Source organism: Beijerinckia sp. 28-YEA-48 (assembly GCF_900104955.1).
In the GTDB taxonomy this organism is placed as follows: domain Bacteria; phylum Pseudomonadota; class Alphaproteobacteria; order Rhizobiales; family Beijerinckiaceae; genus Terripilifer.
This window is the reverse complement of sequence record NZ_FNSI01000001.1, coordinates 2858561-2874303: the sequence shown is the minus strand read 5'-3', so window position 1 is coordinate 2874303 and position 15743 is coordinate 2858561. Positions and strand designations below refer to the sequence as shown.

14 protein-coding genes are annotated in these 15743 nt (G+C 58.7%); 12 read left to right on the top strand and 2 right to left on the bottom strand.

Translation table 11 applies throughout. From position 1 onward, the window contains the following. Positions 1–2 precede the first annotated feature (2 nt). Together murJ and BLW50_RS13665 are read right to left on the bottom strand one after the other, a co-directional pair. A complete protein-coding gene (murJ, locus tag BLW50_RS13670) occupies positions 3–1586 on the bottom strand; it encodes a murein biosynthesis integral membrane protein MurJ (protein WP_090703272.1) in 1584 nt (527 codons plus the stop codon). Next, positions 1583–2632 carry a glycosyltransferase family 2 protein gene (locus BLW50_RS13665; RefSeq protein WP_090703269.1) on the bottom strand — a complete coding sequence of 350 codons (1050 nt, stop codon included), beginning with the start codon at positions 2630–2632 and terminating at the stop codon, positions 1583–1585. The genes murJ and BLW50_RS13665 overlap by 4 nt, the downstream gene beginning before the upstream one ends. A gap of 126 nt (positions 2633–2758) precedes the next feature. Between BLW50_RS13665 and BLW50_RS13660 the strand changes: the two genes are divergently transcribed. The 12 genes from BLW50_RS13660 (at position 2759) to BLW50_RS13605 (ending at position 15739) form a co-directional block, all read left to right on the top strand. After that, positions 2759–3598, top strand: coding sequence for a ChbG/HpnK family deacetylase (locus tag BLW50_RS13660; protein WP_090703265.1), 840 nt, complete (start codon positions 2759–2761; stop codon positions 3596–3598). A 207-nt stretch (positions 3599–3805) separates the two neighbouring features. Then, positions 3806–4657, top strand: coding sequence for a non-homologous end joining protein Ku (locus BLW50_RS13655; protein WP_090703263.1), 852 nt, complete (start codon positions 3806–3808; stop codon positions 4655–4657). A 92-nt stretch (positions 4658–4749) separates the two neighbouring features. After that, complete coding sequence (locus BLW50_RS13650) at positions 4750–6279, top strand: sensor histidine kinase (RefSeq protein ID WP_244544233.1); 1530 nt, start codon at positions 4750–4752, stop codon at positions 6277–6279. 174 nt (positions 6280–6453) lie between these two features. Further along, complete coding sequence (locus tag BLW50_RS13645; RefSeq protein ID WP_090703259.1) at positions 6454–7752, top strand: methyl-accepting chemotaxis protein; 1299 nt, start codon at positions 6454–6456, stop codon at positions 7750–7752. 246 nt (positions 7753–7998) lie between these two features. Further along, positions 7999–8481: a hypothetical protein gene (locus tag BLW50_RS13640; protein WP_139267617.1), complete on the top strand. Its 483-nt coding sequence runs from the start codon at positions 7999–8001 to the stop codon at positions 8479–8481. Between the two features lie 146 nt (positions 8482–8627). Further along, positions 8628–8987, top strand: coding sequence for a hypothetical protein (locus tag BLW50_RS13635; RefSeq protein WP_090703253.1), 360 nt, complete (start codon positions 8628–8630; stop codon positions 8985–8987). Beyond that, entirely contained in the window at positions 8984–9598 is a 615-nt protein-coding gene (locus BLW50_RS13630) for a hypothetical protein (protein WP_090703250.1), read from the top strand. Before BLW50_RS13635 ends, BLW50_RS13630 begins: the two co-directional genes overlap by 4 nt. Beyond that, complete coding sequence (locus BLW50_RS13625) at positions 9573–9920, top strand: hypothetical protein (protein WP_090703246.1); 348 nt, start codon at positions 9573–9575, stop codon at positions 9918–9920. The genes BLW50_RS13630 and BLW50_RS13625 overlap by 26 nt, the downstream gene beginning before the upstream one ends. Continuing rightward, positions 9917–11326, top strand: a complete 1410-nt coding sequence (locus tag BLW50_RS13620) for a DEAD/DEAH box helicase (protein WP_090703243.1) — start codon at positions 9917–9919, stop codon at positions 11324–11326. Before BLW50_RS13625 ends, BLW50_RS13620 begins: the two co-directional genes overlap by 4 nt. Positions 11327–11445: 119 nt before the next feature. After that, positions 11446–12105 carry a hypothetical protein gene (locus BLW50_RS13615; protein ID WP_090703240.1) on the top strand — a complete coding sequence of 220 codons (660 nt, stop codon included), beginning with the start codon at positions 11446–11448 and terminating at the stop codon, positions 12103–12105. Between the two features lie 152 nt (positions 12106–12257). Further along, a complete protein-coding gene (locus BLW50_RS13610; protein ID WP_090703236.1) occupies positions 12258–13028 on the top strand; it encodes a hypothetical protein in 771 nt (256 codons plus the stop codon). Further along, positions 13025–15739, top strand: coding sequence for a DNA polymerase (locus BLW50_RS13605; RefSeq protein ID WP_090703233.1), 2715 nt, complete (start codon positions 13025–13027; stop codon positions 15737–15739). The genes BLW50_RS13610 and BLW50_RS13605 overlap by 4 nt, the downstream gene beginning before the upstream one ends. Positions 15740–15743: the final 4 nt, after the last annotated feature.

Here is a 15743-nt window from a genome sequence, read left to right as displayed (position 1 = left end):
GGTCAGACCTCTGGTGTTGCCGCTTTATCGGCCTGCGTTTGGCGCAGCGGCCGCAGTCGGCCGGGCCGCACGCCGAAGGCATAGAGCGCGCCGGCAAGCGCGATACCATAAGCCAGCGCGCCACAGATGCCCATGGTCACGAGGCGCGTTTCGTTCGACCAGCGCCCGGCATGAACCGCGAGGGCATCGGCCAGCGGCTGCGCGGCAAAGGCTACGACGGCCAGAACCAGCGTGGCGGCGACGACCGCCGCGAAAATACGTCCGGTGGTCGCATCGGGCTGCATGCTGCCGCGTTTGACGGCGAGCCCCACGAGCAGCAACAGATTGATCCAGGTGCCGACAGAGGTGGCGATGGCGAGGCCGGCCGCGCCATAAGGGCGAAACAACAGGATCTTGAGCCCGACATTCACGGCCACCGCCAACAGCGAGATGATCATCGGCGTCGTCGTGTCGCCGCGCGCCTGGAAACTGGCGACGGCGGAGCGCACCAGCACGGCGGCGGGCAGGCCCCAGCCATAGGCCATCAGGACATGGGCGGCTGCGGAAGCCGCTGTTTCGTCGAAGGCGCCGCGCAGGAAAACACCGCGCATGATGATGTCGGAAATCATGATGAAGGCGACGAAGAACGGCGCGCTCAAGGCCGCTGTCACCGCCATCGTGCGGTTCTGCGCGGCATAAGCGCTCTGGTTGTCGCCAGCGGCAAAGCGCCGGCTCATCTCCGGCAGCAGCACGGTGCCGGCAGCTATAGCGATGACGCCGCCAGGCAGTTGATAGATGCGATCGGCGTAGTAGACCGACGACACGCCGCCGGTCGGCAGCATCGAGACGATGATGGTGTCGGCGAACAGTGCGATCTGCACGCCGGCCGAGCCGATGACGGCCGGCACGAAGGTTTTGAAGAAGCGTTTGACGTCCGCGTCCCAGCGCGGCCGCGCGAACACGGCAAGAATGCCCGCGCGCCGTGCCGCGTAGAGCACCAGCATCAGTTCGAGCGCGCCTGCGACAAGCACGCCGGCGGCCGCAGCATAGCCGGCATTGGGAAACAGAAAGGCAATGGCGAGAAAGGCCAGAATGGCCAGGTTCAACAACACCGGCGCGAAAGCGGCGGCGGCGAAGCGACCGTTGGCATTCAGGGTGCCGGCGACGAGCGTGACCAGGGTGACGCACAACAGATAGGGAAAGGTAATGCGCGTCATGGTCTCGGCCAATGCCAGACGCGTTGGATCCGCTTCGAGACCTGGCGCCAGGACCGCCATTACCTGCGGCATGAAGGCCCAGGCGAGCAGCAGAAGAATGATCTGCACGGCAAACAGCAGAGTGAACATGCGCGCCGAAAACAGCCGCGCCGCGTCTTTGCCGCGCTCTTCAAGCGCCCGCGAATAGCCCGGCACATAGGCAGCGTTGAAGGCGCCTTCGCCGAAGATGGCGCGGAAATGATTGGGCAGGCGCAGGGCGATGTAGAAGGCATCGGCCAGGGCGCCGGCGCCCAGGAAGGCGCCCAGCGCGATATCGCGCACAAAGCCGGTCACACGTGACAGCAGAGTGAAGCCGCCGACCGACAGCAGATTGCGCGCGAGACCGCTCACTGGAAGGACCGGTCCACGACCCGAACAGGCAAGGGAGAATCCGCGACTTCGCTAGACGGTTCGACAGCGCTTGCGCCGATTCGCTCAGCGATGAGGTAGAGCGGGCGCCGTTTCACCTCGGCGAAGATGCGTCCGACATACTCGCCAAGGATCCCAAGCGACATGAGCTGGATGCCGGCGAAGAACAGAATGGAGACGATCAGCGAGGCATAGCCAGGCACGTCAACGCCATAAGCCGCGGTCTTCAGCAGGAAGTAGGCGGCGAGAAGGAGCGCTATGGTCGACACCAGCGTGCCGATGAAGGTCCAGATGCGCAGCGGCAGCGTGGTGAACGACATCAGGCCGTCGAGGGCGAAGCGCGTCAGCTTGCGATAGCTGAATTTTGATTCGCCATGGGCGCGATCGGCAACGGTGAAGGGCACGCCGGTCGAGCGAAAGCCGATCCAGGCATAGAGCCCCTTGGAGAAACGCGCCCGCTCCGGCATGGCGCGCAAAGCGCTGACGGCTTTGCGGTCGAGCAGACGGAAATCGCCGGCGCCCGGCGGCAGCCGCGTCTCGCCGAAAATAGCAAACATTTCGTAGAATTTTTCGGTCAGCCAGCGGCGCAGCGGACTGTCGCCTTCGCGATCGGTACGCTGGGCATAGACATTCTGAAAGCCGGCGTGCCAGCGTTCGACGAAGGTCTCGATCACCTCCGGCGGATGCTGCAGATCGGCGTCCATGATGACGACGGCATCGCCGCGCGCATGGTCAAGGCCGGCGGCGATCGCCACCTCCTTGCCAAAATTGCGCGAGAAGGAGATGCCGCCGAGGCGCGGATCGACGGCATGGGCGGCGCGCAACACGTCGAGCGTGTTGTCGCGCGAACCGTCGTCGACGAAAACCACTTCGAAAGAGGCGGCACACCGTTCCAATACCGGAACGAGGCGTGCGATGAGGGGCGATAAATTCTCCGCCTCATTATACATTGGCACGACGACGGAAATCTGTGGCGAGGGGCGTGAGGTTGGGTCGGACGGTCGTTCGCTGGTCGTGGTCTGGGTCATCGCCTTGACTTAAGGTTCCGTGGTGATGGCGCCTGCCGCCCGTGTGCTGCAAGACCTATGCGGGCCGGCCAATTTGTGCAAGCTGTGCAGGTTCCAGTGGTATTGATCCGGTTTTGAGCAGGGAAATTGGCCAAATTCGAGTTCATTCTGTGCGCTGACGATTATGCGCTGTCGCCGGCGGTGAGCCGCGGCATTTTGGAGGCGCTCGAGGCTGGGCGTCTGTCGGCCACCGGCGCCATGACCAACAGGCCATCCTGGCGCGACGCCGCCCGTGATCTGTCCCCCCATGTCGACCGTGCGTGGCTGGGTGTTCACCTGAATCTCACGCTCGGGACGCCTCTGACGCCGATGCCGGCTTTCGCGCGCAATGGCCTGCCGGGCATCGGGACTCTCGTGCGTGCCAAGGCGGCCGACCTGCCGCGTGAGGAGATCGCGGCGGAAATTTACGCGCAGATCGATGCCTTCGCTCAGGCGATGGGCCGCATGCCGGATTTTCTCGACGGCCATCAGCATGTACAGGCGCTGCCTGGTATCCGCGACAGTCTGTTCTCCGAACTTGGCCGCTTCCCGTTGCCGCATGAGTTTTGGCTGCGCGACAGTTCCGATCATTTGACGCGAATCCTCCTGCGGCGCAGCGCGCTCGCCAAGGCGGCGATGGTGGCCTGGCTGGGGCGCGGCTTCGCGCCGACGGCGCGCCGCTATGGCTTTGCGACCAACGAGGGGTTTGCTGGCTTTTCGGCCTTCGACGAGCGGATCGACTACGCGGGCCTGTTCTCGCGCTATCTCACCGCGCCCGGCACGCGCCATCTCATTATGTGTCATCCCGGTTATATCGACGCGGAATTGACGGCGGCCGACCCCGTCACCGGCACGCGCCCGCAGGAGCTCTCCTTCCTCCTGTCGGATGATTTTACGGCGCGGACAGCGGCCGTCGGCGCCGTTCTGGCTCGTCCGGCTGCTCGATAGTTCAATAAGATCAAGACTTAAGCCGACTTAAGCCAAGATTTCGCCTATGCTGTCTCGATCGCGGTTGGCCGAGCACATTGCCCAGGCCAGCGGCCGAGCGCCCGGCAGCCAAGATAAGGGGCGATCTCTTGGCTTAAGCGTTGGATCCGCAACCGATTTTGCTTTTCGGCATTGACATCGAGAAGCCAGGCGATCAGGAGCCCCGACATGCCTATCCGACCTTATTGGAAGGGGACGCTCAAGCTGTCCTTGGTGAGTTGCCCCATTGCCCTGTTTCCGGCCACGACCTTAGCCGAACGAACCCATTTCCATCAGATCAATCGCAAGACCAAGCACCGTCTACGGCAGCAGATGGTGGATGAAGTCACGGGGCGGGCAGTCGACAAGGCAAACAAGGGCCGCGGCTATGAAGTTGGGAAGGGTCGATATGTCGAGATAGACGAGGAGGATCTGGACGCCCTTAAGATCGAAAGCACCAAGACGATCGACATCGACAGCTTTGTGCCTGCGGAAGAGGTCGAAGATCTTTATCGGGATCGCCCGTATTATTTGGCGCCACAGGGAAAGGTTGGCGCTGACGCCTTCGCCGTGATCCGCGACGCGATGAAGGACAAAGGTCGGGTGGCGCTCGCCAGGATCGTTCTCAGCAATCGTGAGCATGTTATGGCCATCGAGCCACACGGCGATGTTTTGATGGGAACGACGCTTCGTTATCCCTATGAGGTCAGGGAAGCCAGCGACGTCATCGGCAAGATCACAAAACCTCGGATCACAAAGGACATGGTAAAGATCGCCGAGCATATTTTGGAGAGCAAGGAAGCCTCATTCGATCCTTCAAAATTTAAGGACCGCTACGAGACGGCCTTGCGTGCGCTCGTAAAGCGAAAAGCAGCTGGCAAGGCCATCGTCGCCAGGGAGGAATCGGCCGAGGATCGAGGCAACGTTATCGATTTGATGGAGGCCTTGCGGCGGAGCATCGGCCATGGCGGCAAGAGCGGGCGAAAAAAGCCAGCCAAGACAGCGAACCGACGCAAGCCCGCTCGGCGCAAGGCGGCATAGGGCTAATTCGGATAGACCTCATCATTCGGCGAGCTTTCGAGCAATCCCTGCGGATCATAAACTCAAAGTGGCGATAGCAAGCCTTGTGACTGATGACCCTGCCGATTTATGATGTCATTGATGCTGGGAAAGCACGGAGATGGCTGGTGGGCACGGGAGATTTTCTCGCGGCAGAGGAAATGGAAGAACTAATTCGTCATTTTGATTGGGCGGGTACGGGTTTGGGGCCGATGGATCAATGGCCGGCCTGTCTCCGGTCAGCCCTTCAGCTCATGCTCCCCGCGCAGGCTCAGATCGTAATGTTTTGGGGGCCGGAATTTATTGCTTTCTACAATGATGCTTACGCACCTACCATTGGTGATAAACATCCACGCGCGCTTGGGAGGCCGGCGCAAGAAAACTGGACAGAACTTTGGTCTGATCTTGCGCCTTTGTTGCAGGGGGTTCTCGACACGGGGAAGACCGTCTCAGCAAAGGATCGACCCTTTTACATCGAGCGCCACGGCTATCCTGAGATCGCTTATTTTGACATCTCGTATTCGCCAGTTCGAGACGAGATCGGCGTCGTGTATGGCGTCTTTTGCATCGTCAGCGAGACTACTGAACGTAGGCGAGCCGAAGAAGTCGAGCGCAAGCTTGCTGCGATCGTTGCCACTTCTCAGGATGCCATACTCTCTACCGATGTTTCTCTGCGCATAAGGAGTTGGAATGCGGGCGCCGAGAGCCTTTATGGATATACATCAGAAGAGGTAATTGGGCAGTCCGTTACTCTCTTGATACCCGAGGATCGCCGCAATGAAGAGCAAGAAATCCTAACACGGATACGTGCAGGTGAGCGCGTCGCGCCTTTCGAAACTAAGCGCCTGCACAAGACTGGCCGCCTAATCGACGTTTCGCTCTCCGTCTCACCTATTATCGAAGAGACCGGCAAAGTTGTTGGAGCCTCCAAGATTGCTCGCGATATCTGCGACCGAAAGGAAGCGGAGCGGTTGCAACGCATCCTTGCGGAAGAAATGCAGCACCGGGTTAAAAATATCTTCGCGACGGTGTTGGCGATTGCCCGCCAAACATTCAACCAAGCCTCGGATCCTTTCGTCGCAATGGAGGTCTTTGAAGGGCGTTTGTTCGCAATGACGAGAACGCACGATTTGCTCCATCGCGGCTCCTGGGACGGAGCCATGCTCTTAGCGATCGTGGAACAAGCAATATCTCCTTACGAAAAGGAGCGTTTCCAGATTGCGGGCCCCGAAGCGCGCGTGCCGTCACGGGTCGCTCTGGCTCTTTCTATGGCTTTGCATGAATTAGCCACCAACGCGGTCAAATACGGTTCTCTTTCGGTACAGAAAGGCGTGGTCTCGATTACTTGGCAGTTCTGTCACGCCGCACCACGGGTCGTCGAATTGCGGTGGAAAGAGAGCGGCGGTCCCTGTGTTAGTCCGCCGACTAGAAAAGGATTTGGATCAAAGCTCGTCGAGAAAGTGCTGGCCACCGAACTGAGCGGGGATGTCCTTATCGAGTTCGAACCGGACGGAGTTCTGTGCGTCTTACGAGCGCCGCTCGATGTGAGCTGGAATGATCCCAGACATGCTCCCGAAATTGGTGCTGATGTCCAGCAAGCCTAAAAGCTGGCAGGAAGCTTGGAGAGCTTGCCGGGTGTTCCCACGCGGCGTGAAAACGAATCCAAACAGTTTCAAGTGCTTGGGTAATAAAGCATTTACCCGACGTTAAGCCAGTTCCGGCAAAGTGCCGATACGAGCCGCAAGACTTCTGCGGCCATCGATTCCTTTGAGGCATTCATGGACATGGCCGGACGAGCAGGGGCGGGCGCGACCGAAACGGCAGCGCGCGGCAAGCGGATGATCCGCGATACGATCGTCAAATTGACTTCGCTGGTCAGCGGCCTTGCCGTCATCGTCGTCTTGCTTGTCGCTTCGTTCACGCGCCCGCAGACCGGTGGCGATTTCGTTCAGGACGTGCTCTGGGCCGTCGCCGCGGCTCTCTTGGTCGTCACCATTCTGACGATTGCGCTGAATGTGGTTCTACGTTCCGTCACGGAGCCGATTGAACAATTGACCGCGTCATTGAAGCAGCTCGCTGCCGGCGATCTCTCTTGCGCCGTGCCGGATGTGAAGAGCACCCAAGAGATCGACCAGATGGCCGATGCGATCCGCGAATTGAGACAGCGGCTCGTCGAACGCAACGATCTTTTACACACTATTGAGGCTGGAACCGCTGCCTCCCAGGCGCGGCAGGGCAAGCTGGAAACGCTGGTCCACGATTTTCGTTCGACGGTTGGCTCGTTGCTGGGGCAGGTGTCGTCCCATAGCGAACATATGACGCTGGCCGCCGACAGCCTGTCGACCATTGCCACCGAGAGCGCGCGTCGGTCGCGCCAGGCCTCCGGCTCGACGCTAGGCGCTTCCAATTATGTGACGACCGTGGCGCGCGCTTCCGAGGAGCTTTCGATCGCCATTCGCGAGATCGAAAATCAGGTCGTGCGCACCCGCAATATGGTCATCGAAGCCTCGCGCACCACGGCGACCACCAGCCAGACGATCAACGGGCTCGCAGACAAGGCGCATAAGATCGGCGAGATCATCGGCATCATTCAAGCGATCGCGGCGCAGACCAATCTGCTCGCCCTTAACGCCACCATCGAGGCGGCACGCGCCGGCGAGGCGGGGCGCGGCTTTGCCGTGGTGGCCCAGGAGGTCAAATCCCTGGCCCATCAAACGGCGCAGGCGACCGATCGTATTGCCGAACATGTCGCCTCGATCCAGAACGCGACCACAGGTGCGGTCGAGGCCATCGGCTCCATCGCTTCCACCATGCAGCAGGCCGAAGGGTTTACCGCCGGCATCGCCGTGGCGGTTGAAGAACAGGCGGCGGCGACCAAGGAAATTTCCCGCAGCGCTGCCGAAGCGGCCGAGGAAACCAAGTCCGTCGCCAGCCATATGGAGGGGCTGAAATCGGTGGTTAGCGAGACCGATCAGGCCGCGGCGCAGGTGCACCGGTCGGCCTCCGATGTCGCCCAACAAGCCAAACGTCTCAACGAAACCATCGAGGGCTTTCTCCACTCGGTCGCAGGCAACTAAGCCTGCGGTAACACCTGTGGCGGCCTTAATGGGCTGAAAACACTATATATTTCTGATTCTACGGTAGCCGGGTAAGGGCTGAGGCCAAGCCTGTGCTGCCCTATTTGATGCATTTTTAAGTTTTGGCCTGGAATTCGAGCTAACTAGCTGATTTTAATAAGACTTTACCTCCCCGCGCCCGTGCAAATCGGGTCCATTTGTGCACGCCTGTTCGCACAAATTTTTCACACTGTCCGGGGGGACAAATTGAACACCAAAGACACCGTTTCCATCGAAGAGCAGGTCTATGACCTCTTCATCAACCAAGCCGTTCCAGCTTCCGAAATCCGCACCCAGTTCAAGGCTCGGGTCGCACCCGGGACCGTGAGCAAATACATCGCCCGGGCCTGTCAAAAGGCGCAGGAGAACGGGGTCGAAATCCCGTTTCGTTCGAAGCGCCGGGACGGCTTCAAGCCGATCAGCGAATCCAAGCCTCTCAGCTCCCTACACACGGCGGTTGGCGCCAAGCTCTACCGTTTCCGGCAAAGCAAGAAGCAATGGGACACCTACGACTTCTGCCGGGCGACCAACTTCTCCAACCACAGCCGTCTGCGGATGATGGAGACGGGGCTGCACGACTTCACCCTCTCGGAACTCGTTCGGATTTCTGAGATCACCGACATTCCTCTCCAACAGCTTACGGAGGTTCCATCTGTCATCATCGGTAGTCCAAGTCAGAAGTCTGTTTGAGACCATCAAATTTCACACATCCATGTCTCCCGAAGATCGAAAAGCCGACCTAGCAGGTCGGCTTTCTCTTTTGGTCCAGGACCAAAGCGTCGATGCCAGGTTTCGGCATTACCTCGGGATTTTTATCCACAGGGAAAGAGCACGTCATGAAAAACGATCTGCAAGCACTGGCGGACGGACTGCTTAAGAAGGTCATTGCCATCAGTGGAACCCTCGAATTGATCGAGGAGGGGAAGGAAGAGCTTCGGGAGGCTACCGCGCGGGCTGACGAGCCGTTCGTGTTCACGAGCGAACTGGGTGTCGTGAAGACCAAGCGAGGCTCCACTGCCGCCTTCAAGGGGCAGGCGCCGGTACTCAACCAAGCGGTCTGGGACGCTCTGCCCGAACAGAAAAAGAAGCAGCTGCTCGGCGCGGGTGTCGTCTCGCTCCAGGACCAATACTCCCAGAACCGGAAACCCTCGGTCGAGATCACCCCATCGACTGCTGCTCTCAAGAAGGCGGCATGATCCACCACTATGGACTGCATAGTGACGGGGACCTCTTCTTTTTGCACGAAAGGAAGAAGTCCCTTTGTCTCACAGAGGGGCTGAGCAAGCTCGCCAGCCCCTTCGAAATCCTGAACAGGACGACGTGGCTCCGATGTGTCCACGACATCCTTCCCCTCGACGAGCTGGCAGAGCCTACGACCACGGACCTACCTCTGCTCGAGAAGTTAGCCCCCATCCCTGATGGTGGTGCTTACTGGGTACCCCACAAGGCAATGCCATGGATCGAGGAGACGTATCGGCTCTGTAACCCAACCCGGCAGGTGATCCATCACCCATGGGCGACGACGAATAAGGCGCTGACGTTCGAGGTCAACCACACCAACTTGGCTCCACTTATCATCGTCAACTACCAATCTCAGCACTTCCCGGCATTGAACATGTTGCTGAGAACGCCTCGCGTCAGAACCATAGTGTTCTGCGGTGACTTGAAGCCACCGGCGGCAACCACACTCCCTGTTCCCGATCATGATCCGCCCCCAGATACAGACTGGGCGCGGCTCGGAACCAGTTTGCTGCTCGGCTACATCAACAAGAAGGTCAACGATGTCCGACATTCTCACGCGTCTTGAAGCTTGGGCAAACCCCGATGGGGAGCCGTTTGAGAGGGATGCTTATGAAGCCGCACAGGCTCTGCGAGAGCTGAAGAAACGCTATGAACATCTTGTCTGCTACTCACAGCGAGCCGACCCCACGCACCGGCACATCAAACGTGGCACCGAGTACCGCGTTGTCGGGGTTAGCAAGCTGCAAACCTCCCAGCCCATCGAAGAGGGGACGGAGATCGTCCACTACGTGGGTGTGGACAAGCAGTCCTGGAGCCGACCGGCCAGCGAATTCAACGATGGCCGCTTCGAAATCCTTGTTGATCGGTATCTTCCGGAGACAATGTGACCTGGCAACTTCGCCCTGACCAGCTCGAAGACCTATCCTACTTCATCAACAATCCGTTCGCCATCAACGGCAACGAACCTGGCACAGGTAAGACGCCAGTAGAGTGCGTCGAGCAAGTCTATCGCTGGCAACAGCACCAAGCCGGCACGATCTGGGTTCAGCCCAAATCTCTCCTCCGCAAGAATCTTGAAGAGGCAATGTTCTTCGGAGAGTGGCAGCCTGACGAGATCACCATCATCGATGGCACCCCCGCTCAAGTCGAGAAGCAGATGGAGGCTTCCGACAAGGTAAAACTCATGGGCTTCGATAGGTTCAAGCGCATCATGAAGCAGGGTGGCTTCCCCGAGCGGTTTACCGCTTTGGCTGTTGATGAATTTCACAAAGGATTCGGCGGACACGAATCCGGAAACACAGGAGCGATGTATGAGTTTATGGACAAACGAGGGAAGTTTTTTCGTCCCATGTCAGGTACCATCATCAATGGGAAACTGGATACTGCCTATCCTGCGATAAGGGTCATAGAACCCCGCTACTACGGGACGTTCGACGCTTTCAAGAACCACCACTACCTGCTGGACCTGTGGACCGGTAAGCGAACTGGTTACCAGAACCACGACCGTCTCCGCAAAATTCTCGAGCGACACGGAACCCACCGGTTATGGAAAGACATCCACGGTGAGGAAAAGAAAGTCATCCAGATCGAGAAGGTCGAGCTGGAGCCTGAACAGAAACCGCTTTACGACACCTTCGAGCGCGATGCTCTACTAGAGCTAGAAAAGTTCTTCGTCGACGGCACCCTGCCTGGTGTCCATTTCGCCCGGGCGAGGCAGATCATGGAACACCCCAACGTGTTCCCCGATCTGCGCTTCCCCGACAGCGGTATGACCGTCGATATCATGCCAGGGAAGCGCCCGGGTAAACTCGAACGGTTGGACCTTCACCTCACGCAGCACGCCGAGCTTGGTACCCCCGTCGTCGTGTTCAGTTCAATGATCCCGCAGCAACGCGAGATTTTGGCCCTGGCAAAGAGCCTCGGTCTCAGGTTCGCACTGATTACCGGGGAGGTTGAGCCCAAAGATCGTCAGATTAACAGCAAGCGGTTCATCGCAGGTGAGCTGGATGGCGTCGTTGCTTCGAGCAACGTATCCGACGTGGGGTGGAACTGGCAGTTCTGGGGTCCAAACCGGATCGAGGTTAGCCACTGCATCTATGCCACGCTTCCGTTCACAGATGGAATCTTCTGGCAGTCCTACATGCGCTTCATGCGCGAGGCTCGACAGTCCGCCCTTCGCATCACGGTACTGAAGTACGAGACACGCGTCGATTATCGTGTGGCAGATATCGTCAATCAGAAGTCGGCCGACGCGCATCTCGTCGATCCGAACCGAGAAATTTTTCATCTTTAGATAAGAGTCCCGCGACTCTTCTTTGGTCCCGAGCTGAAGCGTTCCTAAGTCTTCACTCGAAACGAGATCGAATTTCAAACCTCAATCTGAACCACAACCTTTTCAAGGAACGCACACTCATGTCTCTGAATAACGCTCTCAACGCTGCTATGGAACAGGCCAATACAGCTGCAGACTCACTCCCGACTGTGTCGAACGACAACAAGCAGTCGTCGGTTGTCACGCTCCCTGCAGGCCGCGCCATCAGCGTCGATGACGCTCTCTCCCAGGTCGGCAATGCCGTCGATGCCTATCTCAAGGTCAAGGATACTGGCCTGCGGATCGGTGAAGACATCATGCCGTTCGAGAAGCTCGGTGTCTCGATCAAGCTGGCGGAAGTCGCGGCGAAGTACACCGTAAGCTTCTCGTTGGCCGGCAATCAGACCTACAAGCATTCGGTCGATGGCATCCGTGAGATGACCACCGGCCAGGCGTGGGCTGATGTCATCCAGATGGCTCGCAGCACCGACGCTCGGTGCAAGGGTCAGTATATCTCGTTCGACCTCGTGTTCACCCTGACGAAGGACGTCCAGGGCAAGGCGGGCGTCATCCCGGCGGGCACCCGCATTGGTTACTCGACCCCGTATACGGGCACCCAGATGGTTGCGCCGTGGGTCAAGGCCATGAAGGCCGCCGGTCGGGACGAAGACGAGGATATCGCTGTGACGCTTGTTCATATTCCGAAGAAGAAGGGCTCGAACAACTACGGCGTGTTCTCCATCGAGAACGTCACGAACTGATTTCTGAGTTGCTGATCCGAGGTACGACGTCTGCACTTCGGGTCATCAAACTTCGTCGCTGAACTCTCCCTCCCTTCTGCACTCCAGCGTCGAAGAACTTGGCCCCAGCTCCACCTCGAAGAGGGGAAGCTGGGGACCTTTTCGAGGGTCTCATGATCTACATTATTGACGCTTTATTCCACGTTCGGCGCGAGCTTGAACGGGACGTAACAGGTCGTGCCCCGCGCAGGATCATCAACGACATGCTGGCGACACAAGCCGGCGACGTGAACATTTGGTGCTGGGACGGAGCCGGGGCGAAGAAGCGCCGCCAAGCCATTTTCCCGGCCTACAAGAGCAAGCGCCTTCCGCACCCGGATAATATTTGGCCAATGGTCAACCTGCTCCGGGAGGGGCTCGCTTTCACACCTTCGGTCCAGATCACGGTCCCGACCTATGAGGCGGACGATGTGATTGCGACGATTGTTCGTGCCTATCCGGTGACGAACAAACACATTCGTTCGCAGGACCGCGATCTGTCGCAGCTGTTCGATGGTCACACCAGCGCGGACTTCACGACCGAACTGCCTCCAGATGACGTTCGTCTCTACAAAACGCTCGTCGGTGACGCCTCGGACAACATCCCTGGTGTGAAGCTGTTCGGGCAGAAAGGTTGGGCTCAGCTCACCCCCCAAACGAAGCACCAGCTCAAGGCAGCGTTCAACGGGGGCGACGCTCGCGTCGTGGCCATGACGGCCGAACAACTCCCCACGGCCGCCACCCGCAACTGGTTGGGTGAAGTGAGCAACGCCGTCGAGGCCCTGAAGATGTGGGAGATCGTCGGCCTCTACACGATTCCTGAAGACGAGATGACCCGCCACATGGTCGTCGGTCAGAAAAATCAAGCCAAGGCGAACGCCCTGTTGGAGCAATACCTTCTATGACAGTCCCCGCAGTTCTCGTCGACAAGCGCAATATTGCCCAGGTCAAACCGCAGCTCGTGAAGCTGATCTCTGAAGCGGACTTCATCGGTCACGACTTTGAGACGCACGATGATCGTCGCCATGAGGGTCTCAATCAGCGCTGTGGCTACGATCCGGTCACGCGGAAGAAAGCCGCTGGCAAGAAACTGATCTTCGACATGCGTCGGACCGATCTTGTCGGTGCTTCGTTCTACAGCGAGAATATGTCGGAGGCCTATTATATGAACTTCGGCCATGCCGATGTTGAGAACAGGCTAGAACCCCAGCATCTGCTCGATTGCTACGAGGCTCGGAAGACTGGTGCGTACTGGGTCGCGCACAACGCACCGTTCGAGTTGGCCGTCGCCAAGTCTTGCCTGGGTTATGATCTCGAGAACGTAATCTGCACTTTGCAGATGGCCGTCAGCACCTATAGCCCGGACGAGTACAACATCGACGCTTGGCGTATGAGTGGCATTGGTGAGATTCAGAAGCTCGTCCCGCTCATTCTCCGCGCATCTTTGACCGGCTACAACCGCGAGACGCGGGAGATGACCCCCGAGCTTTCGGAGCTGGCCTACAAGATCATAGCTAAAGAGTCCTCGTCAGCGTGGTCGTGGAACGGTCTCGCGGGTTCCTTGGCCTACGGCTACGGTCTGAAGCAGGCAGTTCAATCGCACTTCGGTCATCGCATGACGACCTTCGCGGAGGTCCTGGGTGACAAGGCCCATATGGGAGAACTCACAGGCGAAGAAGTGGTCGCGTACGGCGCCGATGACTCCTACTGGACCGTGCGTCTGTTCCGTCATCTGCTCGCGATGATGATGCAGCGAGGGGGGAATAAGCTCGTTGAAACCTTCATGACGCAAGAGAACCCGATGACGAAGATCTTCGCGGATGCGAAGCTCGGCGGCCTCCGGGTTAATTCCGACGCCATCAAGAACCAGCTCCACACCGAGAGGCAGACGGCAGCGGGCATCTTGCGAACGTTGCGAGCAGGTGTGAAGCAGCTCCTACCATTTCCGGCAGAGCCGAACGCGAACCTGCTGAAGTTTGAGAAGTGGTACCAGAACAACCACGCCAAGTATCGGCAGCAGATTGTCAACTGGGCGAACCTGGGCGACCAGAAGGACGATTATGCCGAACTCATGCAGGCTCGTGGTTCAATTTCGAACCAGTGGACCAAGGAACTGGGCGCCGCAAAATCCGTTGGCCCAAATTATTCGCATTACATGCCAATCCGCACGCTGCTCTACGATCTCATTGGCACGAAGCCGATTGTGTCTCAGGGCAAGATTGAGGGTGATGGTGAGGCCCGGGGCAAGCTTCTGATCCGGCTTAGTAAGCAAGAGGGACAAGAGGCAGCGATCACCGTCATCGAGCAGATCAATGCCCTGGCCTCGGTCGATCAGCGCGCGAAGCTCTACATCGCTCCGTACCTGCAGCTGACCGATCCGGAAACGAACCGGATGTATCCGACGCTGACGTCCATGTTGGCGACACGTCGTATGGCCGGCTCTGAACCCAATCCGATGCAGCTTGCGAAGCGTGGCGAGTCCGTCTTCGTGCGTGGCTACTTCCTCCCAGACGAGGAAGATCACGTCATCGTCTCCATCGACTGGTCGGGTATCGAGCTGGTCGAAATTGGTGAGTTCTCGGGCGACCGGGAGTTCATCAAGGCTTTTGGCCAGCTCCCGCACGAAGACCTGCACGGCGGCTCGGCGGCCGACATTCTTCGTGTTGAACTTCCCTTTATGAGCCTCGACGTCTTCAAGAAGCTCAGGGCGCACGACGCCTGGGGTGATTACGCCGATGACATCGGGGTGAAACTTGAGGACTTGAAACGCATTCAGAACAATCTGAAGGGCGAGGTTCTCGAGCCGAAGAAGGCCTATGGATACTGGCGCACCGAGATCGGGAAGGGGGCCAATTTCAACTACTGGTACTCCGGTTGGCTCGCCACCATTGGCGAGCGCATGGGTTGGGACACCACTAAGACCGCCGACGCTACGGATGCCTACCGCGCTCGTTTCCCTGAAGCCGAAGCATGGCGCGTCGGGTTGATCGAAGAGGTTCAGTCCAGGGGCTACATCACGCTACCGGACGGCCAACGGTACACTCGCTACGAGTCGACGAACCAGTGGTTTGACGAGTGGTGCCGGAAATTCATCACCGACACACACCTGACCGACCTCGCCAACTTTCATGAGGTCATGCGCTGGATTGGGCGCAAGATCGCCAAGCGCGGAGGTAATCAGTCCGTCAACGCGTACATCCAAGGAACCTGCGCGACGATTGCCAAGCGGTCGATCTTGTCGATTGAGGACAAATTGATCGTCCCGAAGTGGCGGAAAGACGCCCGCTTCCTGGCACCGATCCACGACGAGGTCTTGTTCTCGGTTCATCGCGAGATCGCACCTCAGTTCATCACTCAGGCGCGTGACGTCATGATCACGCACCCCGATCTTTTCCAGAAATGCAAGCTCGACGCTTCGCCGTCAGTCGGCCTGACCTTCGCGCCATGGACGAAGGACAAGGCGCGTCTGGGACAGGTCGAGCTGTTCGAACCTGATGCAGAGATCGTGGGTGAGGCCCGAGCGGGCAAGCGCCTGGACGAGGCTGGGTACAAGGAAGTGATCGATTGGCTCTTCGAGGAGCGGGCGAAGCCGCATGCTTATGCCCAAGCAGCTTAAGATC